At 62.4% G+C, this 24332-nt stretch carries 31 protein-coding genes, 1 tRNA gene and 2 pseudogenes; 19 read left to right on the plus strand and 15 right to left on the minus strand.

From position 1 onward, the window contains the following. Nucleotide 1: 1 nt before the first annotated feature. Nucleotides 2-985, minus strand: a complete 984-nt coding sequence (locus tag FGF80_RS13545; protein WP_138654603.1) for a hypothetical protein — start codon at nucleotides 983-985, stop codon at nucleotides 2-4. Nucleotides 986-1264: 279 nt separating this feature from the next. On the opposite strand from FGF80_RS13545, the gene FGF80_RS13550 reads away from it, so the two are divergent. Further along, on the plus strand, nucleotides 1265-1543 hold the full coding sequence (locus FGF80_RS13550) for a hypothetical protein (RefSeq protein ID WP_138654605.1): 279 nt from the start codon (nucleotides 1265-1267) through the stop codon (nucleotides 1541-1543). Nucleotides 1544-1547: 4 nt separating this feature from the next. Here FGF80_RS13550 and FGF80_RS13555 read toward each other — a convergent pair whose 3' ends face one another. The 3 genes from FGF80_RS13555 to FGF80_RS19640 all read right to left on the minus strand — a co-directional run bounded on the left by FGF80_RS13555 (nucleotide 1548) and on the right by FGF80_RS19640 (nucleotide 3921). Next, nucleotides 1548-2222 carry a hypothetical protein gene (locus FGF80_RS13555; protein ID WP_175417037.1) on the minus strand — a complete coding sequence of 225 codons (675 nt, stop codon included), beginning with the start codon at nucleotides 2220-2222 and terminating at the stop codon, nucleotides 1548-1550. Between the two features lie 114 nt (nucleotides 2223-2336). Then, complete coding sequence (locus tag FGF80_RS13560; RefSeq protein WP_238705293.1) at nucleotides 2337-2993, minus strand: tyrosine-type recombinase/integrase; 657 nt, start codon at nucleotides 2991-2993, stop codon at nucleotides 2337-2339. A gap of 754 nt (nucleotides 2994-3747) precedes the next feature. After that, nucleotides 3748-3921 (minus strand): hypothetical protein, encoded by a 174-nt coding sequence (locus tag FGF80_RS19640; protein WP_238705294.1) that lies wholly within the window; start codon nucleotides 3919-3921, stop codon nucleotides 3748-3750. A 35-nt stretch (nucleotides 3922-3956) separates the two neighbouring features. Here FGF80_RS19640 and FGF80_RS19645 point away from each other — a divergent pair, with 35 nt between their 5' ends. The 3 genes and pseudogenes from FGF80_RS19645 (at nucleotide 3957) to FGF80_RS13575 (ending at nucleotide 4821) form a co-directional block, all read left to right on the plus strand. Beyond that, nucleotides 3957-4268 carry a hypothetical protein gene (locus FGF80_RS19645; protein WP_238705295.1) on the plus strand — a complete coding sequence of 104 codons (312 nt, stop codon included), beginning with the start codon at nucleotides 3957-3959 and terminating at the stop codon, nucleotides 4266-4268. 66 nt (nucleotides 4269-4334) lie between these two features. Further along, a pseudogene (locus FGF80_RS13570) lies at nucleotides 4335-4421 on the plus strand (IS6 family transposase); the annotation flags it as partial. Between the two features lie 55 nt (nucleotides 4422-4476). After that, complete coding sequence (locus FGF80_RS13575; RefSeq protein WP_006187144.1) at nucleotides 4477-4821, plus strand: hypothetical protein; 345 nt, start codon at nucleotides 4477-4479, stop codon at nucleotides 4819-4821. 34 nt (nucleotides 4822-4855) lie between these two features. On the opposite strand, the gene FGF80_RS13580 is transcribed toward FGF80_RS13575, so the two are convergent. The 3 genes from FGF80_RS13580 to FGF80_RS13590 form a co-directional block, all read right to left on the minus strand. After that, on the minus strand, nucleotides 4856-5461 hold the full coding sequence (locus FGF80_RS13580) for a trimeric intracellular cation channel family protein (RefSeq protein ID WP_138655538.1): 606 nt from the start codon (nucleotides 5459-5461) through the stop codon (nucleotides 4856-4858). Between the two features lie 104 nt (nucleotides 5462-5565). Continuing rightward, entirely contained in the window at nucleotides 5566-6234 is a 669-nt protein-coding gene (gene rnhB, locus FGF80_RS13585) for a ribonuclease HII (protein WP_138654609.1), read from the minus strand. A 188-nt stretch (nucleotides 6235-6422) separates the two neighbouring features. Then, on the minus strand, nucleotides 6423-7772 hold the full coding sequence (locus FGF80_RS13590; protein ID WP_138655539.1) for a tRNA pseudouridine(54/55) synthase Pus10: 1350 nt from the start codon (nucleotides 7770-7772) through the stop codon (nucleotides 6423-6425). Here FGF80_RS13590 and FGF80_RS13595 point away from each other — a divergent pair. The 4 genes and pseudogenes from FGF80_RS13595 to FGF80_RS19270 form a co-directional block, all read left to right on the plus strand. Continuing rightward, nucleotides 7710-8585: pseudogene (locus tag FGF80_RS13595) on the plus strand (S1C family serine protease); the annotation flags it as partial. The gene FGF80_RS13590 and the pseudogene FGF80_RS13595 overlap by 63 nt on opposite strands. A gap of 292 nt (nucleotides 8586-8877) precedes the next feature. After that, nucleotides 8878-9069: a DUF7511 domain-containing protein gene (locus FGF80_RS13605; protein ID WP_006187139.1), complete on the plus strand. Its 192-nt coding sequence runs from the start codon at nucleotides 8878-8880 to the stop codon at nucleotides 9067-9069. Between the two features lie 7 nt (nucleotides 9070-9076). Next, the gene (locus FGF80_RS13610) at nucleotides 9077-9265 is read left to right on the plus strand and encodes a hypothetical protein (protein ID WP_006187138.1); all 189 of its coding nucleotides are present in this window, start codon (nucleotides 9077-9079) and stop codon (nucleotides 9263-9265) included. A 134-nt stretch (nucleotides 9266-9399) separates the two neighbouring features. Next, nucleotides 9400-9558, plus strand: a complete 159-nt coding sequence (locus FGF80_RS19270) for a hypothetical protein (RefSeq protein WP_161605728.1) — start codon at nucleotides 9400-9402, stop codon at nucleotides 9556-9558. Nucleotides 9559-9630: 72 nt separating this feature from the next. Here the strand turns inward: FGF80_RS19270 and FGF80_RS13615 are convergent, their stop codons facing one another. Next, nucleotides 9631-9816 (minus strand): HVO_A0556 family zinc finger protein, encoded by a 186-nt coding sequence (locus tag FGF80_RS13615; RefSeq protein ID WP_138654611.1) that lies wholly within the window; start codon nucleotides 9814-9816, stop codon nucleotides 9631-9633. 109 nt (nucleotides 9817-9925) lie between these two features. Here FGF80_RS13615 and FGF80_RS13620 point away from each other — a divergent pair, with 109 nt between their 5' ends. Then, complete coding sequence (locus FGF80_RS13620; RefSeq protein ID WP_138654613.1) at nucleotides 9926-10477, plus strand: metal-dependent hydrolase; 552 nt, start codon at nucleotides 9926-9928, stop codon at nucleotides 10475-10477. Nucleotides 10478-10508: 31 nt separating this feature from the next. Here the strand turns inward: FGF80_RS13620 and FGF80_RS13625 are convergent, their stop codons facing one another. Continuing rightward, nucleotides 10509-10826: a HalOD1 output domain-containing protein gene (locus tag FGF80_RS13625; protein WP_006187135.1), complete on the minus strand. Its 318-nt coding sequence runs from the start codon at nucleotides 10824-10826 to the stop codon at nucleotides 10509-10511. 127 nt (nucleotides 10827-10953) lie between these two features. Between FGF80_RS13625 and trmY the strand changes: the two genes are divergently transcribed. The 4 genes from trmY to FGF80_RS13645 all read left to right on the plus strand — a co-directional run bounded on the left by trmY (nucleotide 10954) and on the right by FGF80_RS13645 (nucleotide 13825). After that, nucleotides 10954-11556, plus strand: a complete 603-nt coding sequence (gene trmY / locus FGF80_RS13630) for a tRNA (pseudouridine(54)-N(1))-methyltransferase TrmY (RefSeq protein ID WP_006187134.1) — start codon at nucleotides 10954-10956, stop codon at nucleotides 11554-11556. Between the two features lie 103 nt (nucleotides 11557-11659). Continuing rightward, a tRNA-Pro gene (locus FGF80_RS13635) sits at nucleotides 11660-11732 on the plus strand. Between the two features lie 342 nt (nucleotides 11733-12074). Then, nucleotides 12075-13322, plus strand: coding sequence for a cysteine peptidase family C39 domain-containing protein (locus FGF80_RS13640; protein WP_138654615.1), 1248 nt, complete (start codon nucleotides 12075-12077; stop codon nucleotides 13320-13322). 113 nt (nucleotides 13323-13435) lie between these two features. After that, a complete protein-coding gene (locus tag FGF80_RS13645; protein WP_238705296.1) occupies nucleotides 13436-13825 on the plus strand; it encodes a hypothetical protein in 390 nt (129 codons plus the stop codon). A 153-nt stretch (nucleotides 13826-13978) separates the two neighbouring features. On the opposite strand, the gene FGF80_RS13650 is transcribed toward FGF80_RS13645, so the two are convergent. The 3 genes from FGF80_RS13650 to FGF80_RS13660 all read right to left on the minus strand — a co-directional run bounded on the left by FGF80_RS13650 (nucleotide 13979) and on the right by FGF80_RS13660 (nucleotide 17333). Further along, nucleotides 13979-14203, minus strand: coding sequence for a hypothetical protein (locus FGF80_RS13650; RefSeq protein WP_006187131.1), 225 nt, complete (start codon nucleotides 14201-14203; stop codon nucleotides 13979-13981). A gap of 142 nt (nucleotides 14204-14345) precedes the next feature. Further along, a complete protein-coding gene (locus FGF80_RS13655; RefSeq protein ID WP_138654619.1) occupies nucleotides 14346-16469 on the minus strand; it encodes a hypothetical protein in 2124 nt (707 codons plus the stop codon). A gap of 474 nt (nucleotides 16470-16943) precedes the next feature. Beyond that, nucleotides 16944-17333, minus strand: coding sequence for a PPOX class F420-dependent oxidoreductase (locus FGF80_RS13660; RefSeq protein ID WP_138654621.1), 390 nt, complete (start codon nucleotides 17331-17333; stop codon nucleotides 16944-16946). 178 nt (nucleotides 17334-17511) lie between these two features. On the opposite strand from FGF80_RS13660, the gene FGF80_RS13665 reads away from it, so the two are divergent. From FGF80_RS13665 to FGF80_RS13675, 3 genes are all read left to right on the plus strand, one after another. Further along, nucleotides 17512-17817: a hypothetical protein gene (locus FGF80_RS13665; protein ID WP_138654623.1), complete on the plus strand. Its 306-nt coding sequence runs from the start codon at nucleotides 17512-17514 to the stop codon at nucleotides 17815-17817. A 71-nt stretch (nucleotides 17818-17888) separates the two neighbouring features. Then, nucleotides 17889-18617, plus strand: coding sequence for a hypothetical protein (locus FGF80_RS13670; protein ID WP_138654625.1), 729 nt, complete (start codon nucleotides 17889-17891; stop codon nucleotides 18615-18617). Between the two features lie 160 nt (nucleotides 18618-18777). Next, nucleotides 18778-19032: a DUF7511 domain-containing protein gene (locus tag FGF80_RS13675; RefSeq protein ID WP_007107924.1), complete on the plus strand. Its 255-nt coding sequence runs from the start codon at nucleotides 18778-18780 to the stop codon at nucleotides 19030-19032. A 75-nt stretch (nucleotides 19033-19107) separates the two neighbouring features. On the opposite strand, the gene FGF80_RS13680 is transcribed toward FGF80_RS13675, so the two are convergent. Next, nucleotides 19108-19383, minus strand: a complete 276-nt coding sequence (locus tag FGF80_RS13680; RefSeq protein WP_006187123.1) for a PadR family transcriptional regulator — start codon at nucleotides 19381-19383, stop codon at nucleotides 19108-19110. A 197-nt stretch (nucleotides 19384-19580) separates the two neighbouring features. On the opposite strand from FGF80_RS13680, the gene FGF80_RS13685 reads away from it, so the two are divergent. After that, complete coding sequence (locus tag FGF80_RS13685; RefSeq protein WP_138654627.1) at nucleotides 19581-20144, plus strand: NUDIX hydrolase; 564 nt, start codon at nucleotides 19581-19583, stop codon at nucleotides 20142-20144. A 63-nt stretch (nucleotides 20145-20207) separates the two neighbouring features. Here the strand turns inward: FGF80_RS13685 and FGF80_RS13690 are convergent, their stop codons facing one another. Both FGF80_RS13690 and FGF80_RS13695 read right to left on the minus strand, forming a co-directional pair. After that, nucleotides 20208-21440, minus strand: a complete 1233-nt coding sequence (locus FGF80_RS13690) for a hypothetical protein (protein WP_138654629.1) — start codon at nucleotides 21438-21440, stop codon at nucleotides 20208-20210. Between the two features lie 368 nt (nucleotides 21441-21808). Beyond that, nucleotides 21809-22000, minus strand: a complete 192-nt coding sequence (locus FGF80_RS13695) for an HVO_0649 family zinc finger protein (protein WP_006187120.1) — start codon at nucleotides 21998-22000, stop codon at nucleotides 21809-21811. A 104-nt stretch (nucleotides 22001-22104) separates the two neighbouring features. Between FGF80_RS13695 and FGF80_RS13700 the strand changes: the two genes are divergently transcribed. Next, nucleotides 22105-23997: a bacterio-opsin activator domain-containing protein gene (locus FGF80_RS13700; protein WP_138654631.1), complete on the plus strand. Its 1893-nt coding sequence runs from the start codon at nucleotides 22105-22107 to the stop codon at nucleotides 23995-23997. Nucleotides 23998-24108: 111 nt separating this feature from the next. Then, a complete protein-coding gene (locus tag FGF80_RS13705; RefSeq protein WP_006187118.1) occupies nucleotides 24109-24297 on the plus strand; it encodes a DUF1328 family protein in 189 nt (62 codons plus the stop codon). Nucleotides 24298-24332: the final 35 nt, after the last annotated feature.

Below are 24332 nucleotides of genomic sequence, written 5' to 3' on the forward strand. Positions count from 1 at the left end.
ATCAAAACGCCAAATGCTCTAAATATCTTTCTCTCAGATCGGTCATCAGAGGTTCTATTCGCTCGAAATTCCTTACCCCATCTAATTTTGCATAACCCATCGTACCTGTACCGGCAACAGTCATTTCATAGGTATGGTCGTCATAGTTTAGATCGGCAATAGCGCGAATGATAATCCGTCCATCTTCTCTTTGGCTTTCAACCTCCGGCAAATCTACAATATCTCTTCCTTCGAAATTTATGTTTTTAATGCTCTGTTCTTCCTCCTCGCTTCTAGGATTATAGAAACGGAGTTCATTAATCTGCAATATTGAGGGTTCACCTTCAGTCACTTCATTTGGAAATGTAGAACAGAATTCTAATACTTTCCCTTTAGCTTCTTGGGGATAGCTTGTCAATGGTCCACAAACGCTAATATCGAAATTGGTTTTATCAGACATTATTGATTTTATCTTTTGTACATCAGTCACCTTCGTGCTGTGAAGAATTAAGAGTCCCTTCTCAGGATCCATACTAAATTCTATTGCACCCTCTTGGACAATATAGTTGAGATTTCCGGAGTAAGAAAGTTCGGTGTCGACATCAGCATAAACGTATCTTCCTCGGACTCCATTTTCGCTATATTCGTAATCAAAGCCCTCTCGATCTTCCCCTTCTTTTGAATCGTCATATGGTGTTCTCTCTAATTCCTCTTCTATCGTAGACAGGGTGAACTCATCCGGATGATTTAGGTGAAAATAGGTCTCCGGGACTTGATAACTACCACTCTCAACAATCCTCTTTGCTACCTTCGCGAATTCGGAGACCTCGTCTGCCGTCCATTCCTTTGTTTTGTACTCATCTCGAACAGCGTTCCAAGTTGTGAATTCTCGATCTTCATTGAAGAATCCTTGATGGATCCTTTCCATAGTGAGTAGATGACTATTTGGAATTATGTACTCTTCTAAGATCTTTTGTACGTTCTTCTTCGGTCCCGTCTCTCCCATCGATATGTCGAAGTTATATCTAATGAGTATAAACCTTTAGGATTTTACGACCTATAGAACTATTATTTCTATCGGATATCCTCTTATTCAACTCTAATACTAATTGATTGGTTGAATTCATGGATCTAATAGGGTACAAAATATTTCCGAAATCTACATCCCTTAGCAGATTCTATACTAAGTAGAGTAGTTAGGCCGTCCTATGGAATGAGTAGTATTAGTACAAAATCTACACGCGGTGAAATATACCCTCGGTTAGGGCGGTCTGGGTCTGATGCTGTGATTAGACTAGAAAATAGTTCAGAACAAATAATCAATTCAGACAATATTTCTATTAACGTCCAATCACCGTCTGGAATTCAAGTTGAAATTGGCCAAGCGTTCCACCAAGAAGATGGTTCGTGGAAACCAATTAGAGAAATAAAACCAGAACACTATGTTAGATTACCCATACATATTAATCCTGAACCATGGGTAGAAGACCTCAGAGAGACCATTATAATCGAAACGGAAATAGATGATCAGCACTTCAGAGATGAGATTCAAATAAGTATTTGATCAGTCAAGGCCTCTGAACGTAGGACAGAAGCTCATCTTTAAAGTACCGTAAAAATTCTTCAGATTCATAATTCGAAGGGTCATATACGTTCACGTAGCCGCTTTCAGTAACTGTAATCTTAATTGGTTCGGTCTCATAAAGATGCTCGAGACCTATCTGGTTTATTTTAGAACTTTCTAAAACACCACCCACCTCGCCGTCCTTTTGCACATTATCTCCATAGACTACACCTTTATCTGCATTCCCACCGGTCCCGTAGAACCCCATTTGCCAAAAATTATCTCCCTGATGATGATCAACAAACGACTCCAAATCAAACTTTGCTCGCTCAACAACAGTACCAGTTTGGCTACCGATTAGGTCAAAAGCAAAGGTCCCAGCGCTACTCTTTACTATTACTATTTCACCAGGTAGAGCTAGAAATTCAGTATAATTTAGATCTTTTTCACGAGTTGAATACGTTCCTATTGAACCATCTCGAATTTGTACATCCTCTCCTTCCGTAATCACTTCTTCTGCTGCTCGACCGGATATTGCAGTGCTACCATCAGGAAGCTCTACTCGGTCAGTTATTTCTATGCATTTTGTTAATTCAAAACCCTCTAATGATACAGTTCCTTCAAATGGCTCAATATCCGAAAAATCACTGCTGACAACACCTATGACACCTGATTTCATGCATCTGTATTTATCAACCATCCATACTTAAAATCTACCACTAGTATTGAGAGAGACTATTGGTACTAATCTAAGACGATAAATTGTAATTTAAACTTACTTCATATAAGTTCTTTATCTCCCAATTTCTGCATCTCGTATGCCATGATGGGTTGATTCTGACTGAATAGTTTCTCTTTCATCAAGATAGCTGACTTTTCCACGTTCCCGGCGAATCGCTTCTGGTGAGAACTCTCCAAGGTAGTGCCGACGGAACGTTTCCCAGTCCTCCCAACCGCCCCAATCCATCACGACCGATGGTAGGACGCCCTGTTCGAGCAGGTTCGTCCCCCAGGTCCGCCGCAGGTCGTGGACATCGAGGAACGACCAGCCGCGATCGCCGCTCTCGGCGTGGAGTCGTTCGGCAGCTCGCTGCACCCAGCGGTAGACCGTCTTGGCGGTCACGTCGACAATCGGTTCGTCCGGTGCGATCCCGGCGGCGTCGGTGTGTGCGTCGATGTATGTCGCCAGTTGGTCGGGGACCGGCGGTTCGCGGTAGTGTTCCTGTTTCGCGACGTCCTCCCAGACGCGCAGGTGCGTCCCAGTCGGTATCTCAACGACATCGGCGGGTGTTATCTGGACGATCTCGCAGCGGCGGAGTCCACATCGACCGGCGAGCAGGAACGCGATCATCTGGCGGTTGTCCTCCGCCTCGTCGATCACGGCCTGCAGTTCGTCTTCACTCAACCACACGCGCTTCCCTTCGCGTTGCGGGTAGGGCTTCAGTCTCATCGGTGTCCTCGATACTCAGTTTTAGCCCAACAAACCATGAAGAATGGGGATATCAGTACGGCATTCGACCCCGATCTCGGGGCGAATCGTCCTCGAAGACCGGCTTCGCGGACACGGTACTCGCAGTAAGTACGTGACTACCTTGCGGTATGATATCTGGCCAAGCTTCATATAGTTGGATTATACTGATTTAACTGTTAGAAGACATGGATTGGGGCTTTCGAATTCGCAAGGACGTTGATCCAAAGATACAGCTTTTGATACTGCTTTTAGCAATTGCAGTTATTGCATCGTTGCAGTATTTCAACATACTCTGATTTTGGAACCACTTCTCTGGACCGACTGGTCTCGTTCTACACTGACTGAGGTTGATCTTCCCTGTACTTACCGCTGTCCTTGAGGATCGACTTCGCGGACACCACGGAACGCTAAGGTCAACGGATATATCCGTTCCTCCGTGTAGTAGTTACTCAACCAGATGCCGACTCGAGTTGTCCAGCAGCACCATCCGGTCGATATCAACTATTCGCGCGAGGATGTCAGTACGGATCCGGATGCGTTCGAGGACGAACTCCGCGACCCGACGGCCGATGTCAAGGTGATGGACTACTCGCTCCCGGACGGAGACGTGCGTGTTCTCTATACGCCGGGCGTATCGGGAACGGCTGACGAGCTCGATCGGGAAATCAGCCCCGCTCAGTTGGAAGAAGACTTAGAACCGATGGACCCGACGAGCCGGGTCATCGCGATCTGGTTACTCCAGTTCTTCGCCGAGATGCAACAGGAAGAACAGGAGAACGGGAGTGAACTCGCGATCTACAAGGACCTCGAGATCGAGCGAGTCCCCGAAGCGGTCGATCACGTTTCGTGGGACGGATCGGCGACGGACGTTGCCGGAAGCCTGATGTCGAACCTGATCCTGCGACACTCGCTTCCGAACGCGAATCACCGACGGGGATCACGATGGCACAGACCTATCTCGAGGCGGCAGGGGCCGAGTTTGAAACCCCGAAAACGCACACCGAAGAGTACGAATGGCGTGAGTGGGTCGACCCTTATATCGTCGAATCAAAGCGGCTGCTGACCGTTCGACGACACAACCTGTACTTCCTCACGTTGAAACAGAACGGGTGCGAAATCGTCCGCCGAAAGCACGATATCGGGATTCCGCTCGACGAGTACGACCTCGATATGCACTACTACGAGGCGTGGGAGGAATACGCCGACCTGCACGAGACACACTGCATCGAGTTCGCGGAGGAGTTGGCCACTTGAGGTGGGGAGTCAAAGGATTTATCGACTTCTTGCGGACCGAAAACGGAAGTTCTGAAACGGAATAAGATCTCGAACTGTTGCAGCCATGTCAGGCCATCAACTGCAGAATCGTGGCTCCGAGCCTTCGCTGTCTGGCAGGCTGCTACAAACTAAACACGACCCACTGCTCCGTAACAACTGCTAAGGGTCGGGAGTGGGTTGATGACGCATGGAGCTGACTGCCGGACCGACGACCCGCTCTCGAGCGGTTACCGGCCTCATTCTGGGATACTTCGCCGTGTTCGCCTACGCGACGATTACGAACGATCCGCTGGCGGCGACCGTCACGCAACTCGGCTTCGGGATCGTCGCGATCGCCGTGGGGGCGATGCTGTACGGGCAGCGGTCGGCACCGTGGGCAGCGCTGACCGCGGCCGCGGGCTGTCTCGTCGCGGGCGGCGTGTTGACCGTCGGTGCCGTCCTCACGCAGTCGGCCGTCGTCGACGGCCTCTCGTCGCTGCTGGTGCTTCTCGGACTCGGCTGTTACGGCTATGCGATCTGGCGTGCGAACTGACCGGCTGCCCGCCGGATGGACCCGCGTTCGTCGCTCACGCGCTCGTCCGGAGCACCTGCGCCGTCGGGAGCGTCCAGCCGTAGGTGACGGCGGCCATACGCGTTCCGACCGTTACCGCCGCGCAGATCGCCGCGGCGACGCTGCCGGAGCCGCCCAGCAGGGTGATGATCCAGTACGTCCCGCCGCCGAGCACCGCGCAACTCGCATAGAAGTCCTCGAGCAGAATGAACGGCGACCGGTCCAGCAGGATGTCCGCGAACGCCCCGCCGCCGACCGCGTTGATCGTCGCGATCGTGACGACGCCAAAGCCCGAGACGCCGACGCCGGTCGCGACGATGGCCCCGGTCGTCGTAAACGCGGCGAGTCCGACGGCGTCGGAAAACAGCGTGATCGGATGGTCGTCGGCCGACTCGAGGGCGACGCTCACCCCGATCGCCAGAGCGACGCCGAACACGCCGAGGGCGATCTCGATCGGCGACTGGAGCGCCAACGGTACCCGATTGACCAGGATGTCCCGCGTCGCTCCGCCGGCGAACGCGGTAACGAGCCCGACGACGGCGACGCCGAACAGGTCGAACTCCTCGCGGATCGCCTTGGTCGCCCCGACCAGTGCGAACGCGACGAGCCCGATCGCGTTCATCACGGCGAACGGATCGACGAACAGCGCGACAGCCAACTCTCGTCCCACTGGTCTGCTACAGGTCGGCGATCGTCTTGAGCGCTACGGGTCGGACCGAACCGGCACTAAAACTGCTCGAGCCCGGTCTGTTCGGCCGCGGCGAGCGCGTCCTCGCAGGTCGACCACGATTCCCGTGCGAACGGCGGGAGGGAGCCGTGTTCGTCGACGTATGACGCGAGGAACTCGCGGGTGGTCGCATCGCCGGGATAGCCGCTGCCGATCGGGCCGTACTCATCGGCCAGCGCAGCGATGTGTGCGTCGCGGTCGACCTTGGCGATGATGCTGGCCGCGCCGACCAGCGGTGCGTCGTCATCGGCACCGTGACGGGCGTCGACGTCGACCTCGAGCGAGCAGGCGTCGGCGACGCGCCTGGCGAACCGGTCGGCGTCGGTGTCGCAGGCGTCGCAGAGCCCCGATGGACGATCGCCTGCGGCTGCAGCCGACTCGAAGCTCCCGATCGCGTCGTCGATCGCGGTCGCGTGCGCTTCGACCGCAAGCGAGTTCATGTCGGTCCCCGGCCCGTCGATCCGGGCGGGCGTGATCTCGGCGACGCCGATCGCGATTCGATCGTCGGTGCGGAGGCTCGCCGCCAGGTCCTCGCGCCGGTCGGGCGTGAGCCGTTTCGAGTCCCTGATCCCGTCGGGAAGGGCGGCCGGGTCCTCGAGGTGGACGGCCGCGGCGAACATCGACCCTAGGGCCGGGCCTTTTCCCGCTTCGTCGACGCCGAAGGGCATACCCGTCCGCTCGAAGGGCGAAGCCAAAACGGTTGTGACTCGGCCGGGTGGCCGCACGCGGAGCTCTCAGCCGCGTGGTCGCACGTCTCGCCGTCGACTGTGAGTCGTCGTCGGCGATCGCTTCGATGTCCGCCCAGTCGAACGCCGAGACCGAGCGGTTGGCGTGAACCGCGGAGAACGCGCCTTCGTCAGCGTTCGCTCGGCTCGTCTCGGAAGTACGCATCCAGTTCGAACGGCTCGTCCTCTCCCTCGACGCCGGTCACGTCGAGCGCGGTCACTTCGGCCTCGGTCTCGAGGAGCCCCGCCAGACTGGGCTCGGTCCGGCCGTTGTCGCTGCTGATGAGTTCCTTCACGTAGAGGCCCCCTTCGCCGTGGAGTCGCACCTCGGCCTCGGTCGGCGATCGCAGGTCGCCGTCGATCCCGTAGACGGTACGTTCGCGTGTCAGGCCCGCGCGCCGGTGATCGACCCGTTCGGGCGTGTACTGCTCGACAGTGATCCCCTCGAGTTCGTCGAGCGCGGTCTCGAAAGCAGCCTCGTCGACGGCGTCCCCGAACTCGACGGCGGCCCGGTAGTGCTTGCTCGCATCGTGTTCCTTGACGCGCTCGACCATCTCGTAGGTCGCCAGTCGAAGCCCGTCGACCTCGACCGCGCCCTCGGCGGCGTCGTTGATCTCGCGCTCGAGCGCCTCGGGATCGGGATCGCGAAACCGGGGGCGTTTCACTTCGAGGACGAACGGCCGCCCGCCCTCGAGCATGCGGGCGTCGACGTCCTCCCGGCCCGCCCCGTGGAACGTGCCCTCGTCGCCGTCCATGGCGTCGACGACATGGGGACGGACGACCTGCTCGACACTGGTATCGTACATGTAGCCCGAGCCGCCGCAGTAGTCACAGGGCTCTTCGCCGTCGTCGCCGAGCTGGCTTCCACTGCCGCCACACTCCCGGCAGGGCCACTCCGTCTGGGGAATGTCCCGCTCGAGTTTGCGGTAGCGGCCGTAGACGAACGCGGGATTGATCTGGACGTCGACCGCGTGACCCGTGACGGATTCCGATCCGAGAGCCTCGAGCGGGTCGAACCCCGCGAGATCGACGACGGCGAGGACGTCGGGCCGGTCGAAGTCGACCTCGGTATCGGTCGTCGCGCCGACGCGCCGGCCGACTTCGCGGTTGAGTTCGCGTTTCATCGACTCGCCGACGTCGGGCTCGAGGCCGGCATCCTCCCGAAGCAGGCGTTCGTTCTCCTCGACCAGCGGCGGGACGCGGGTACCGACCTGGTAGGTGGCGAACGCGGTCCCCTCGAGCGCGTCGACGATCGTCTCGGCGACGGCGTCGAACGTGCCGCAGTACCCCTCACAGACCCAGCAGTCCGCGGGCTCGGTGGATTCGAAGTCATCGTCGTCGGCGAGTGCGACTGTCGTCCGTAGCGCCCGGCCCCGCTCGGCGTTGGTCAGCCCGAAACTCCGCTCGGCGAAGGGCCGCCCCAGACAGGAGTCACAGACGGCTCCGGTCGCCAGCAACGCGCGGGCGTCTTCCGTGATCATGTCTCGAGCATCGGGGGGCCGCGGGTAACACGTTTTCCCTTCACCGGGAGCGCGAGGGACCGGCGCGTCGGCCGCGACTACCACAGCGATCTGGCCGTCCTCGAGGTCGATCACGTTCCGAGCGAAGTACCACCGCTGTCCCTGAGCGAGCACCACCCCGTCGTCGGCCAACAGGTCGCTGCGGTCGGCAACCCCTACGGGCTCGAGGGATCGCTGTCCGCAGGCGTCGTCAGTGGCGTCGACCGAACGCTCCAGTTCCCCGACCGGTCGTTCTCGTTCCCGAGTGTCGTTCAGACCGATGCCGCGGTCAATCCCGGCAACAGCGGCGGGCCGCTCGTCGATCTCGAGGGGGACGTTATCGGCGTGATTAACGCCGGTGGCGGAGAGAATATCGGCTTCGCCGTCTCGGCACGGCTCGCGGAGCGCGTCGTCCCCGCGCTCATCGAGTCCGGGTCGTACGATCATTCGTATCTGGGGACCGAGCTCAGGACCGTCGACCGACTCGTCGCCGAGGCGAACGACCTCCCCGAGGCGACCGGCGCTCTCGTCACCGCCATCGTCGACGGCTCGGCCGCCGAGGGTATCCTCGAGCCGTCACGGCGCACCGTCGAGCGACGCGGCGAATCGATCCCCGTCGGTGGCGACGTCATCCTTGCGATGGACGGCGAACCGATCCCCGATCGCCACGCGCTCTCGACGCACCTCGCGCTCGAGACCAGCCCCGGCGACACGCTCTCGGTTCGGTTCCGGCGGGACGACGAGACGATCACCAGAACCCTCACGCTCGGCGCTCGTCCGTCGGTCTCGCGGTAGCGGGTGCGCGGGTTTCGGCCGGCGCTCGAGCCGGCTGCGATCGTTCGAAACGTGTCGTTACGTCGTCCGAAAGAGTGTAGTACGTCGGCTGGGATCCGTCGAGCGACCCGGTTCGCGCCGTAGCGAACCCGTACACGTCAGCGCCCGTCGAGTTCTTCTTCGAGCGATCGAACCGGTTGAATCGAATGGATCGCGAATGCTCTCGTCCGAATGCACGCCGTTAGCATCTCGATAACAATAGGACCGACTCCGGTAGCACCCGTCGGCGCGAGTATCAGTCGCCCGAGACACCATGACCGATGCCGACTTCCACACGCTAGACGGCGAAGAACCGACTGCCGAGTTCGATCACGTTATCGTCGAGAACGACGACGCTCCCGACGAGTGTGCACTCTTCCCCCATGAGGCCAGCGAGGAGGAACTGACGACCGCCTGGATCGCGGCGTACGACGACTCGTTCGTCGCCCTCGAGTCGATGCAGTAGGCGGACGATGCACCTGAGCCATACCGTCACGGCCGCGGCCTTCTGGCTCGGTACCCTGTTGCCCCTCGTCTATCTCCCCGTCATCGTCGCCGGGATCGACTCGGTGATTCACCTCTCCCTGTTCGTTGGCCTCGTATCGATCCACGCGCTCGCCCTCGTCGTCGGCCACGACTATTCGGGGTCGCGATCCCGGTGAGCCCCCGGGCGCGTGTCCCTCGATTCTCGACCCGTCATACGCCGAGACCACTCGAGTCGGCAGTCCCTCCCGATTCGGGACGGGTCACTGACGCATAACAAAGGGCTAAATAGTGTGTAGTGGTACCATTGCACATGAAAACCCGGTGTCCGCTCTGCCGCCGATCGGTTCCCGGCGACACACAGCACTGGTGTCGCTGCGGCAAAGCAATGGACCCGCGGTGTTACGACGCACACCGTGACTGGTGTGCGGTCCGCGGCGACGATCGCTGGATCGGCGCGCTCGAGCGGTAGCGTCGGTTCCGTCCCGACGAGCGGCGGGAGCCGTACGACGGGTCTCGGCGTCGGCCGACTGACCGCGGGCACTCAGTCGAGCGAGGGAGACCAGACCTGTACCCGCGGCGCTCCGCAGCTATCACAGACTATCGCCCTGTTGTCCTTGTACCGACCTCGCTCGAGTTCGCCGTCGGAACAGTGGTGACAGGCTCGTCCCTCGAGGAGCGCGAGCAGCCGCTGCCGGCCGCCGGCGTCCGCGGACTCTGATTTCGCCATACAGCGACTACACACCGGATATCGGGGAAACGGTTGGCCATGCCTATGCAGCGTCGCGAGACGAGACGAGTCGAAGCGTCTATGTCGATCACCGGTGTACGGCCGCGGGATGTGGCCTTGGGGACACCTCGCCGTCGCCTACCTGTTGTACACCGTCGGTAGCCACCGTCGATTCGGGCGGCCGCCGCGTGCCGTCCCAGCGATCGCTCTCGCCGTCGGCTCGCAGACGCCGGACCTGATCGACAAACCGCTCGCGTGGAACTTCGGCATCCTGCCCGGCGGCCGGACCCTCGCACACTCGCTGTTCGTCGTCGCCCTCCTCGTTCCGGCCGTCCTCCTCGTCACGGATCGACTCGAGGGTCGCGCGGTCGGCGTCGCGTTCCTCGTCGGCTACGGCTCGCACCTCCTGGCGGACGTTCCGCCGGCGGCCCTCTCGGGGGAGTTCGCCCACGCCGCCTACCTCCTGTGGCCGGTCCTCGAACAGCCCCCCGAAGCGCCGGTCGCCGGTATCCTCGACGCCATTCTCCACTACTACGCGCTGGGACCCTACGAGTGGGTCCAGTTCGGCCTCTTCGCTATCGCCGTCCTCGTCTGGTATCACGACGGGTTGCCCGGTCTCCGACTGCTCGGCGGGCGACCCGGGCGACGGTCGAGCGCGTAATGCTTCTCGTCCCGCCGTCGGCTGGCACGTCCTACTCGAGCGACCGCTCGAGACCTGGCGAGCCTCGATAGACCGAAATGGTCCCCTCGCTCGTGATAACGACCGTATGCTCGTCGATCGCGAACTCGAGAACGATGTCGCGCTCGGTCGCCGCGGCGTGTTCGAACAGGGCAACCATCGCCTCGGGCTCGACCCGGTCGAAGAGTGTCGGCCGGTCGTCCATCGACCGGTCGTCGACGGCGGCGATCGCGTCCACCACCGTCGGAATGATCGCCGCCGGCTCGTCGTACGTCACGCTGACTCGGGGGCCGCCGTCCGCGAGCACCGTCTCGCCGTTCGAGCAGGTCATAAAATGCAACTTATTCTCACACGAGGATAGATATTGCCGATATTTTCACAACCCCATATCTCCGAATCTATCGGGGGCGATCGAGGCGAACCGTGGCAGCTATTCCCCCCGTGGGCCTTGGGCCCCTATGCGACAGTTCGTACTCATCGGTCACGACATCCCCACGGAGCCCGACTTCTCGCTGGACGACCTCGCGGGCGGAGCCGGTCGTCTCGACGCGCTCTGCCGGTCGATCACCGCCGCGTTCGTCACCTCTCACGGCATCCGTGAGGCCGTCCGCGTTCACCTGGTCGCACAGGACGAACTCACCGTTACCTTCGACGGGAGCGATCTCCGGCGGCTCAACCCCGACGAGCGCAGCACCGCCGCGCTGGTCCGGACGGCCCTCGAGCACCGCGACGAGGCCATCGGCGCACTCCCCGCGGAGCCCAGTCCGGGGATCGAGGTCTACCGCCGCGGCTTCGAGGGCACGCTCGAGGAAATCGCCGCCGACGGCCCGGTCGTCCACCTTCACGAGGACGGCGAGGCGGTCGTGGACGTAGGTGCGGACGCGCTCGAGGACGGGATTTTCGTGCTGTCGGATCATCACGACTTTACCGCCGAGGAAGCGGGGCTGCTCGAGACCGTTGCCGATCGCCGGCTTCGACTGGGCCCCGAACTCCTGCACGCCGATCAGGCGATCACCGTCGCACACCACTTCCTGGATACGGACGGGTACGAGCGGTTTTGAGGTCGATTTCGGCGAGGACCCGCTCGAGGGACCGGAGCCCCGTCGGGCGGTTCGAGGACCGATCCGGAAGCGTTAAACGATCGGACGCGTACTCTCAGAATGCGGGCCGGTGGGGTAGCTTGGTATCCTTCGGCCTTCGGGTGGCCGTAACCGCGATTCGAATTCGCGCCGGCCCACTTTTCCCCACGTTCGTTCCACCAGCCCACGGCTTCGGGATGTCGGGTCGGACCCGCGTTCCCGTGGGCGACCCGAACGAGAACACGCGAGAGTCGCTTCGCTCGTCTCGCGTATTCGTAATTCACGCCGGCACGCGTTCGCTCCGCTGGCGGCGACGATGTCGAGCAGGACCCGGTCCGACCGTTCAGCCGTGATCCGTGCGGGTCGTCCGGATACCCGCGATACGGACGACGGGTGCTGCTCGCCGTCGCTGTCAGCGCGACGGTGTCCCATTGGATTCCGGTGACTTGTTATTTTAGTGTAAAGACTTAAATTCCAATTCGTGGGGCGTTGTTGATGCAATGTCGAACAAAGAAACGACACTCTCGAGCAGGGACCGACGGTCAGTTCTGAAAGGACTCGGTGCGGTAGGCGCGACTTCGGTCGCGGCAGTCACGCTGTCGGGCACCACTACGGCGGAGTCGACCCAACGGGGCGAGTCCGAAGCGATCCCCGAGCGCCTCGCACGAGCGGTCGCGAAGGCGAGAGTCGAATACAAGAGCCGACAGGAACACTTCGAGGAGTTCGATCCGAACGGCCTTGCACAACCGGAACTGTTCTCCGCCGCCGTCACTCGTAACGGAGCCCGAGAGTATGTTCCGGCCGCGTGGGTGTTCCCGATCGAGACCGACGGGACGGCGGTCGGCCACATCGCGATCGGTGCGCAACCGTGGCTTCCACCGGTGATTCGCTGTGGGACCGGAACGGCTCCACAGCATCGCGCGGCCGAGATGACCATCGCCGGGGATGGTGCCAGGCGCTCGGACGCCGACGCGTCCCGATTCGTCTACAGGCACCCCATGATGTTCGGCCTCGAACTGCAGTCGGACCGTCAACGCCAACCGGTATTCGTCGATCTGTACAGCGGCGTTGCCACTACTGTCGATGACGTTCCAACCTACGAGCCCTCGAAGATGGAGACGACGCAGGCCGAGGCACAGTGGCAGGGTATTCGCCAGTCCCGGCAACGCAACGAGACGCTCTCGTACAGCGCCTCCTCGAGCGGACGTATCAGCGGCGTCCCGAACTGGGACGGAGACGTGTGTAGTACCGACTGGATCGGCTGCTCGCCCGTCGCCGGGTCGATGGTCATCGGGTATCACGAAAACGCCACCGGAATCGAGTGTGATCTCATGGATGAGTTGGCCGATGAGATGGACACCGATGACGAAGGACGGACCAAGCCGTGGAACATTCCTGACGGCATCGAGAACTACGATTCGTCGTACACTGCGCACAACACGTACCACGGCCGACGATCGGAGATCATGGACGAGATCGACTCGGAACGACCGTGTATCGTGAGTTACTGGGGCAACAAAGCGTCGACGGCGTCGGCGGAATCGGGGAACGTCGATGTGCCGGACTGGATCCCGGAGCTCGTCGGTCACTCGGAGACCGCCGTCGGGTACGAGCAAGACGAAAATTCGTGGTGGGACCCGACCGAGCCGTCGTTGCATGTGACAACGTACGACACCTACGGTGAGGTCAACGAACTCACGTTCTCGTCGTCTTCGTTGTCGTTTTTCATCACATCCATCGAGGCGTAACTGCTAGTCTAACTTCCCAAACGATAAAATCGGTCCGTAAAGAGATTCCGGTCAACATGGGCTCGTCAATCGTCACTACTACCACCGTTCGCCGTGCGGAATTAGCACTGGCAGTGTTCGTACTCGGGTCCGCAGGTATCATTCTGGTTTCCAACGGGGCTCCCGGCGTTCTGACCCGGAACGAAACGATACGGGACGCGCTGATCTGGTCCCTGTTCTTCCTCGTTCCGCTCGCTCTCGCGGGTACGACGCTGCTGGCGGTTGTGGCCGACACGGTCGGCATCGGTTCCGTGGTAGCCGGCGGCGTCGCAGTCGTGACTCTCGGGACCGTTCTGTTGGCCATCTATACACTCCTCGTCCCATCCGAAGGCGGGGTCTATGTTGGCCATTTCTTCTCGTACGGCGCGGCCCTGGTGCTCTCCGTCGTGGTGTTGGTTCGCCCCATCATAGATCGACTGTCCGCGAATGTGTGGTTCCGTCCGGGGCTGATTGACCTCTCATAAGCCCGCCGATCACGGCCGTCCATGGACGGCCGTCTTCACCGGTCGCCTCCCTCGCGACTTCCGCAGTAGCATTCCCCTTGCCACGGCCCCGAACAGGTCGCCGCCCCGGTCTTCTCTCGTGGGTCCTGATGAGCGATCCGCTCGTCGACCCGATCACACGTCCGAGTACTTCTCCTCGTTCGCTCCGGCGGCCTCGTCATCGTCGTCGAAGACCTCGTTTCCCTTGACGACCCGATACGACGGGTCGTCGCACGAACAGGCGTTGTGGGGACTAACCGGCCGTACCGTTCCGTCCTGACACGCCCACACTGTAAAGAGTTCGCTGCAGGAGTCACAGATACCGGCCGTCTTCGTCTTGTCTCCGTCCGATCGTGTCACAGCGATGGCCCCACTCGCACTACTATGTTAACAGTACCCAGGCTAAAAGCCTCTCGGGTCGGACGTACCGACGGCCGGCCTCACTCCCGAAGCGGTCCGTTCCTCGCGTCTCGAGCGCGACCGTACTCGAGGGCCATTCGCGTCACTGACCGCCGGAGAGTTTCTCGGCCCGCCGCGCCTGCTCGGTGCGTCGACTGGCCTGCTCGAGTCGCTTCCCCGCCGCGTTCGAGAGCGAGGCCGGAACGTCCGTCCGTGCCTCGGCGAGTCGTTCCTCCGCCCGTTGGAGGCGTTCGAGGACGGTCTCGAGTTGCCTATCGGTGGTTCCGCGTTCGTTGGCGCGCGCCCGCTCGGCGGCTCGCCGAGCGGCGTCGCCGACGGCCGCGAGGGAGCGCTCGAGCCCGGTGATGGCGTTCGATGCGCCGCTTCCCTCGTGTTCCGTCCCATCATCGTCGGCATCGCCATCGCTGTCGTCATCGTCGCCGACGGCCGCGATTTCGGCTCTCGTCTCCTCGGCGACTTCGGCGACGAACGCCGCGAGGGACGCTTTGCCGGTCTCCGGACGCTCGATGCGGACCGCCGATTCGGCGTCGGGGTCCGGGTTGACCCGGTAGGCACCGACTGCGTCGTCCGCGTCCCGCACCTCGGTCGTATAGGCCCCACCGCGGTCGACGTAAACGGCGTCGCGTCCGTCGACGGACGACTCGTAGAGCCGCCCGGCGAAGTCGTCCTCGACGGCCACCCGCGAGAGATCGCTCGTTCCGCTCTCGTCGCCGACTACCAACTTCGTCGCCCGATCGCGGGTCACCATCGGAATCTCGCCGTCGACGCCCGCCGCCGTCGGAGCCCCGTCGTCCGAAACGGTGACGCGCTCGCTGTGTGGTGCCCGTCCCGCACCGTTGACGGTCAACCGGTGGTCGCCAGCGGGGACATCCCGCGCGACGGCGATGCCATCGAACGTCGGGACCGCTTCGGGCTCGCTCTCGAGCAGGACGACCGCCTCGAGATCGATCTCGGTCGTGGTCAGCCCCTCGTTCGCCGGCGCGTCGTCGCTCGCGATCACGTCGGTGACGCGGCTGACGACGGTGTTGATCGGCGCTGCTTCGCCGATCGCGTCGTAGCGCTCGGCCAGCGCCGTTCGATGGTTCGGGACGGAGATGTCCGCCGCTGGGTTGTCGTACCGGGGCTGGCTCCACGGCGTTCCCGTCGCCGTGAGGTGGCCGGCGACGGCGTCCTCGACCGCTGCCGGGACGCGAAACTCGAAACTCAGCTGTGGGCCGGTGAAGTCCGCGATGTGCTCGAGATCGCCACTCGGGACGAGGTCGTACTCGATGTCGGCATCGGCCGCATCCGTCCGCTCGCGGTGGCCGAAGACGAGCCCCGTTTCCCGCGACGGGAGCTCCGTCGGCGGCGATGTCAACGCATCGAACGACCGTACTGTCAGTTCGTCGTCGATCAGCGACTCGCGCGTGACCGACGGCAGTCGTTCGTGGTCGTATATCGGCTCGCCCTCGTACTCCGGGACGAGATAGGGGAGTCGCGAGCCCTCGTCGCGGGGCAGACCGTACGCCAGTGGCACGTCGGCGAGGTCTTCGATGCCTTCGATGGCCGCGTTCGTGATGTCCGCGAGCAGGTCGCCGACGGCGACCCGCTGGAAGCGATCGGCCGCCTCGTTGACCGAGAGTGCGCTCGAGTGCGAGCCGAGTTCCGAGAGAATGCGCGGGACCATGTCGGGGTCCGGGTCCAGGTACTCGTTGTTCGGCACCGTCCGCGAGTGGGAGCTGGCCACGTACAGCTGGGGTTCGTCTGTCTCCGTGTCGACGAAGACGTGCAACACTTCCCAGTCGTGCCAGTGGAAGTTGGTCGTGAACTGGTCGAACGCCGAGTAACACCAGAACTGGACGACGGCCAGCGGCGACGACTCGTACTCGACGGCGTGATAGAAGACGGTCGGGTTCGGCGGGCTCCCGTCGCCGTCGCGTTCGTGATAGCCGTCGACGGCGTCGAAGCCGCTGACGACCGTCTCGCCGTCCCGTTCGCTGGTGTACGGCCGCGGATCAGTCGGAAACCACGGTTCGCGGCTGTCGAAGTATAGCGTCGGCGCGAACCGCGTCGCCAGCGCCCGCGCCGTCTCGTCATCGACCGGACGCGTCCGGCCGTCGGCCTCCCGTTCGAACGCCGAACAGCCGGCGAGTGCAGCCCCGCCGGCACTGGCGAGCGCGCCTAGGATGGTTCGTCGATCGACGTCGGACCCCGTTCCGTCGGTCACTCTCCATCACGATCCGTCGCCGAATCGACGCCTGCGACCCGCGCGACCGCACCTGCCTCGGACATACCACCCCATGAGTAGCTCCGCTCAAGAATCCTTCCGTCCGTCCCCGAACCAAGCCGTGGTCTGGCGCGCGAGCGGAACTCGATCAGCGCGCGCATTCGTCGGAGACGTTCGCAAACGCCAACGCAGTCTCGATCCACGTGTCAGGGCGAGAAGCGACGCTCTCGGCGACCGTTACGAGACCCGGTATCGTCGGTTCGGTTCCGGGGTGTGCGCCGCGGTGTGCCTCCTGTTTCTCCGAGAGCAACTCGTACTCCTCGAGTCGGTTTCGTATCGCGTATTTTGATTTATGGACGTGGGACTGACTGCTACTGCGGTTCGAGATGACGACCCCGGATCGTTCGGTCGTCGGTCGCTCCCGGACGGGGACTCTCAGGAACTGTCGGCTGACACTGATTCCCTCGGGACGCGTTATAGAACCCGATCCGGCCGGATTCGAAGAATCACGCGCTCGGTTTGGATCGTGGGCTGATACTCGTCGACGCCCTGATAACGACGGGCGAGTTCGTCGATATGGTCGCGAGCGCCGTCGGTGGTGACGGCTTCAACTTCGCCGATCACCGAGAGGAAGCGATAGGGATCGTCCGGGTCGGTCATGCTGACGCCGACACCGGGGTTGTTCCGGACGTTGCGCTCCTTCTGCCGGCCCCGCTCGGTGTTGATCAGCAGTCGGTCGTCGGCCTCGTCGTAGTCGATCCATACCGGCGTGACGTGCGGGAGTCCCTCCGCCGTCAACGTCGCGACGTGTGCGAACGTCTTCTTCTCGAACAAATCGTGGCAATCATCGGGTATCGAGGCCATATCCACCGTGTCACTTTGCCACCCCTGGTCTTGTGTTTGCTGCCGACACCCACCGACCCTGATCGGTCTCGAGGTCACTGGGTCGATCGCGCGGACGAGGGTGGGTGCGGCTGCGGCCGACAGAGACCACGCAAGTGTCGGCTGACGGCTTATGCACCTCGATGCTGACTCCCTCCGTATGACTGATCGTCAGCCGTCGACCCGTCGACGAGTGCTGAAACTAACGGGCGCAGCCGCCTCGACCGCGCTCATCGCCGGCTGTGGCGGACCAGGAGACGGCGGAGACGAAAACGAGACGAACGAAACCAATGAGACGGGGATGAACGAGTCTAACGAGACCGGCATGAACGAAACCAATGAGACGGAGATGAACGAGTCTAACGAGACCGGCATGAACGAAACCAATGAAACGGGGATGAACGAGACGAACGAGTCCAACGAGACGGCGATGAACGAGTCTAACGAAAGCAACGAAAGCGAATAACGTCCGCGCTCGGGTTCGGTTCGTCGAGACGGGACGTAACCGTTACCGGTCCTCGCTGCCTTCCTCGAGTAATGACCGAGGGACTCGAGGCGGATGTCGAGGAGACGGACGCGATCGCCGAACGGCGGGACGAACTAGCGGCCCGTGTTCGGACACACGCCGGCGAGATCGCGCGGGAGCTCGCCGTCTTACAGGGCGGGGACTACGGCCAGGAAACGTTCACCACCGACGCCGGCAGTTGGACGCTCAAGTACGAGGCCGGCGATGTCCAGTACCTCCGCTTCGACCCGCAATCCGGCGCGGATATCTACGTCGTCTCGAGCAAGCACCCGCCCGAACCCGAGCCCCTCGAGCGGGCGATGGCCGACTACAGCGCGTTCGTCGAAGCTTACAACGAGTACGTTCGCTCGTTTGACGGGCTACTGACGGATGTCGCCGACGAGTTCCCCGCCGTCGAATCGACGGCGGAGCTGGTGGCCGAGCGGGACCGGATCGTCGACCGGGTTCGCGACGTTTGCGACGCGATGGCGAGCCAACTGCACCGATACGACGGTACGTACGGGACCTATGCGACGACGATATCGGGCACCCGCTGGGAACTGAAGTGGGAGGAAGACCGCGCGTCCTATCTTCGTGTCGGCGGCTCCGACGGCGTCTACCTGCTCTCGCAGTACGGCCCGCCGGCGGCTCCGGAAGTGCGCCGACTGGCCGACGACGTTTCCGCCTTCGTCGCCGACTTCAACGATCACGTCGCCGCTCTCGAGGCGGATCTCGAGGGCGTCAGCTTCGCGGATGTCTAACCGCCACGGCGTGATGAACCGTTTAGACTCCCGTGTCGATATCACTCCGATCGGCATCGGTCCCGACGATCGCGGCCGCGTTTCGCAGGGATACCGAGCGGACCCGAGCGCTCTATACCGAAACTAGTAGCCGTTTTGTACCGTCTGGACCTATTGGACGGTGGCGACGACGGTCGCCTGGATTATCATGGATGGCCCGACCCACGCCGATGAGGGAACTGCCCACGAGTACGCGGCCGAGACCGACGAAACCGATCCCGCGGGGCCGATGCTGTTCGACGCGATCGTCGTCCGCTATCAGTCCGGAAACGATCGCTGTACGCTCGTTCCCCGTAACGGCTCCACCGACGAGAAATTGAATGCCTGGCTCACTGCGGATCTGGAGACGGTCGTCGATCTCGACGACGCTCGCTGATGGCGACTGAGTCCGCCACCCTGTCGCGAAGCGAGGCGCTGTGAGGTCTCGCCATCGAAAGAACACGGTCAGGAGCTACACGTCGACGTATTGGTCGACCCACTCCTGACGGCGCTGCAACGCGCGTCTGCCTTTCGGCGTCAGCGCGTAGTAGTTCGTCCGCCGGTCGAGTTCGCCTTTTTCGACGAGATCCGTTTCGACGAGCGTATCGAGGTTCGGATACAGCCGGCCGTGCGTGACCGGCTGCTCGATGTAGCTATTGATGTCGTCGAGAATCTCCTGCCCCGACGGTCGGTCTTTCCCTGCGATCACGTACAACAAATCACGCTGGAAGCCAGTTAGCTGGTCCATGGATCACCCTCTGAATGACGACGGTCACGGCTCCGTGGCTTTGTTATAGAGCTGGTACGTGCCGCTCGCCACTCGGAACGCACCGCGTAGGATCCCGCTGGGCCAGCGACTCGAGGGGGGAGTCGGATCGTCGTCGCTCCCGTCGAGTCCGCCCGCGTGACGCGGCGTTTTTGACGGGCACCGCCGTACTGGCGGATATGCCAACCGATCCACTCGCCTGGGAGACGCGCGAGCGACGGGTAGCCTACTCCTGTCCGGGGTTCGATGTCGTTAACGAGTCCGTTCGGTATCCCGACGGTGCCGACGGCGAGTTCGACTACCTCTCGGAGCCGGCTAGCGTCTGCATCTTGCCGTTTACCCCCGACGGCGACGTCGTCTGCATCGACGAGTGGCGACAGGCCGTCTCACGGATCAGCCACGGACTCCCCGTCGGCGGCACCGAACCGGATGACGACGATCTCGAGGCGGCAGCGCGCCGGGAACTCGCCGAGGAAACCGGCCACGAGGCCGAGACGCTGGAACCGCTCGTCACCGTCGAACCGGCCAACGGGATCGCGGACGCCGTCTTGCACGTCTTCGTGGCTCACGGCTGCCGACCGACCGCCGACCAGCGACTCGACCACAACGAGAGCATTCGCGTGCGGACGCGGTCGTTCGCTGCCCTGACCGATGCGGTGGCCAACGGCGAGATCCGTGACGGCCGGACGGTGCTTGCCCTCTCGTACTATCGGCTGTTCGACGACGGAGACGGGACGGCATAGCGAACGGAGTCCGGCGTTCGACACCGCCGACCGCCACTGGGTCGCGCGATCGACCCGGTTCGATCAGCCGAGCATGCTGTCGTCGCTTTCGTTGCCCGTTTCGTTCATGCTTTCATTGCCCGTTTCGTTTACCGACGCGTTGTCGTCGCCTTGCTGCTCGAGTGCCGCTTGGAGGCCCTCGGTTTCACCGACCGAAACCGTACTCGCGCTGCTGTTTTCGACCGTCATCGAACTCGCGGAGAGCGACGAAATCGTCTCGCCCTCGGTCATGTCGGTATCGTCTACAGCAGTCTCGGTCGTCTCGTTGTCGGCCGTCTCGTTGTCGGTCGTCTCGTTGTCGGCCGTCTCGTTGAATATTCCGTCCGTTTGGTTACCGTCCTCTGACTCGTTGTCGTCCGTCTGGTTGAATATTCCGCCCAGCTGGTTACTCGCGTCTGACTCGTTGTCGGCCGTCTCGTTCGCTTCTTGGGCCGTCCCCCCGTCGTCGACCTGCTCGAGCGTGCCGATGGTCATCGATTCGAACGTGATCTCACCGACGTCGAACTCCTCGACGGTCAGCGACTCGACCATCTCGGTGCTTGCGTTCTCGTCGGCGGTGCTTTCGTTCTCGCTGGCAGTGCTTTCGTTCTCGCTGGCGGTGCTTTCGTTCTCGCCACCGTCATCGCCGTCACCGCCGAACAGGCCGCCGATGAAATCGGAGATGCCCGAGAGAAGTCCCCCGTTGCCGTCCTCGACGGTGAGGTCCTCGATCGTCAACTGATCGGCGTTCATCGACTCGATCGTCATGTTCTGGATCGCCACGGTATCGGCGTCTTCGCTGAGCATCTGTTCGATGCCGTCCGCGGATTCGTTGCCGGCCGCGGCAGCGCTTTCGTTGTCGCCCTCGCTCTCGTTGGCACCGCCGATGTCACCGTCCGTCTCGAGGTCGTCGATCGAGACGTTCTCGAGCGCGAGCGAATCGAGGGAGACGTTCGAGATCGTGACGCCGGTGGGTGCGGACTCGTTGGCCGCGGACTGATTGCCGGCCGACTCGTTTAATTCCTCGAGTTGCTCGCTGTCCTGGATGTCCAGCTGTTGGACGCTGAGTTCTTCGATCGTTGCGTTTTCGACGGTTATGTTTTCGAGTTCGAGCGTGCTGACCTGTACGTTCTCGAGCGTTGCGCTCGTGTCGCTCATGTCTCCGGCGTCGGTCGCGGCTGTGTCCGTGGTCGCTCCACCGACGAGGGCGGGACCCCCCGAGAGCAGAACCAGCAGCGCGACGAACGCGACGCCGATGTGCTGCGATCGTGAAACCATGCGCGCCGGGGTAGGATCGTCGCGGGGCTAAAACGGGCAGACTGTTACGGAATTACCGACGGGAAAACCGATGTTTCGCGCACGGGACCGAGCGGTGACGGCCGACCCCGTCGACCCCCGTTCGCCTGTCACGCCCGCCGGGAACCGCACGGGACCGTCCGTCGGTATCGCGCCGTCTCCTGTCGTACGGCCGACCGGACACGGGATGGGCATCGGTCGATTCCGCATCGATCCGTTACCGTCCCCTCGAGATGCAAAGTGTCGATTTTCGTGATGAAACGGCATCGACCGTCGCGCCCTGCGCTCGTCGGGGCGGGTCCGGACGAGACTGGACGCTCGTCGCCGTCGACCGGTCCCCGGCACGTCCGTTACCCGAGTCGGAGCTCTCGCGTCTCGACGGCGTCGCAGGTGGGACAGACGAACTGATAGCGGACCCGTCCGCCCGAGGTGGTGACGCGCCACCCACCCTCCGTGTCGACGTAGCCGCAGGCCGGACAGCGGAGTTCCGACTCGTCGAACTTCTCGCGGAGCCGCTCGAACGGTGACCGGTGCACTGACATGTGTTATTGTATGGCGTGGTGCCATATAACACTGTTCCGTCGGGTTCCCGGCTCGACCGCCGACCGATCACAACGGTTCTTAGGCAGCCATCCGTAGGGAGCATATGGACGATGTCGACACGGAGCGCGGTAGCCCCGTCGACGACGCCGCGGCGGCGGCCCGCGCCCTCGAGCACGTGGTCGATCCGGTCATCGCAGTTACCGAGGGAACGATCACGTACGCGAACGAGGCCGCTCGCGACGCGTTCGAACTCGGCGACGCCGACCGCGAAGCGGCGACCGCGCTCGGCACGCGTTGGACCCACCTCGCAACGGTGATCGACGAGACGACCGTCGGTACCGCTCGGCAAGTCGACCTGGCGGACCATCGAGAGCGCGTCCGTATCCACCGCGGGACGAGCGGCGCGACGCTTACGTTCGAGCGCGACGGGACGGGTGCCGACGCCACTGCCGAGAGCGTGGGTGACTCCCGCTCGGGCGCGAGCGATCGACTGGTGAAAGACCGCGCGCTCGAGGAGGCCCCCGTCGGGATCACGATCTCCGACCCGGACCGCGAGGACAACCCGCTGGTGTACGTCAACGAGGCCTACGAGGAGATGACCGGCTACGAATTCGACGAGGTCGTCGGCCGGAACTGTCGGTTCCTCCAGGGCGAGGACTCAGACGAGGCGGCGATCGCCGACATGGCGGCGGCCATCGACGAGGATCGGCCCGTCACCGTCGAACTCAAGAACTACCGCAAGGACGGTACCGAGTTCTGGAACGAGGTCACGATCGCCCCCGTTCGGGACGAGGACGGCCGCGTGACCAACTACGTCGGCTTCCAGAACGATATTACCGCGCGCAAGGAGGCCGAACTCGCGCTCGAGCGACAGACCGAGGAACTCCAGTACATCCTCGATCGCGTCGAGGGGCTCATTCAGGACGTCACCGCCGTCGTCGCGGGCTCGACCGACCGCTCGGAACTCGAGCGCGAGGTCTGTGCGCGGATCGCCGCGGAGGACGCCTACGATGGGGTCTGGATCGGCGAGCGCAACCCCGCGACCGGGACGATCGAAGTCCGCTCGAGCGTCGGCGACGGACCCGACGGCGGGACCGTCGCAACCGATACCGGCCACCCCGCCGCCGAGGCGCTCGCGACGACCGACCCGGCCGTCGAGACCGTCGACGGACTGACGCGCGCCGCGTTTCCGCTGTCGTACAACGGGATCGAGTACGGCGTAGTGACGATACGGACGCCGCGAGCGATCGACGACCGCGAAACGGTGATCCTCTCCGCGCTCGCCCGCGCAGTCGCCAGCGGCGTCAACGCCCGCGAGACGAGCCGCGTGCTCGCGACCGATGCCGTCGTCGCCGTCGAACTCGAGGTGACCGATCGCACCCTCGCGCCGGTCGCCCTCTCAGCGGCGGCGGACTGCCGGCTCGAGTACAGCCGGTCGGTGCACCGAACGGACGACGAGACGGCATCGTTGTTTACCGTTACCGGTGCGAGTGCCGACGAGATCACCGCCGCTGCCGACGAACTGGCCGACGCCGACTGTCGCATCGTCGTCGAGCGCGACGAGGAGTGTCTCGTGGAGGTGACCGGCGGAGAAGACCTCGTCGGCTGGCTCTCCGAGCGCGGCGTCCGCACGAAGGCCATCGAAGCCGAGGCCGGTCGCGCACGCGTCACGCTCGAGATTCCGCGCTCGTCGAACGTGCGTTCGGTCGTCGAGGCCGTCGAGGACCGCTACGACGGCACCGACGTTCGCTCGTTCCAGCAGCGCGAACCCGACGGCGAGACCCGCCAGGAGTTCGCCGCCCGTCTCGAGGAGGCGCTGACCGATCGTCAGTTCGGTGCGCTCCAGCGGGCGTATCTCGGCGGCTACTTCGAGTGGCCTCGGCCGACGACCGGCGAGGAACTGGCCCAGTCGATGGGCGTCTCTCGGCCGACCTTCCACGAACACCTGCGGACGGCCGAGGCGAAACTGTGTCGAGCCTTCTTCGGGGACGCGTAGCCGTCCCCCACAGTGACTGTCACGGCTCGAGACCTGTAACCGCGCCGTAGCATCGAAAACGCTCGGGGACGGTCGCCGAGGTTTATATGGCTCGTCGTGGGAGGCGGTGGTATGTTCGCGTTCGCAACTCCGCTGCAGATGGGGGGCGGTGGGTTCCTGTACTGGGCGATCATCTTCTTCGTCCTCGCAATCGTCGCCGCCGCCGTCGGTGCCCGCGGCGTTGCCGGGATCTCGATGGAGATCGCGCGCATCTTCGTGCTGATCTTCATCATCCTTGCGGTGGTCGCACTGTTGTTGTAATCGTTTCAGCGCCGAGCGAAACCGAGACCCGGCCG

Origin of the sequence: Natrinema pallidum, assembly GCF_005890195.1 — an archaeon.
Taxonomy (GTDB): domain Archaea; phylum Halobacteriota; class Halobacteria; order Halobacteriales; family Natrialbaceae; genus Natrinema; species Natrinema pallidum.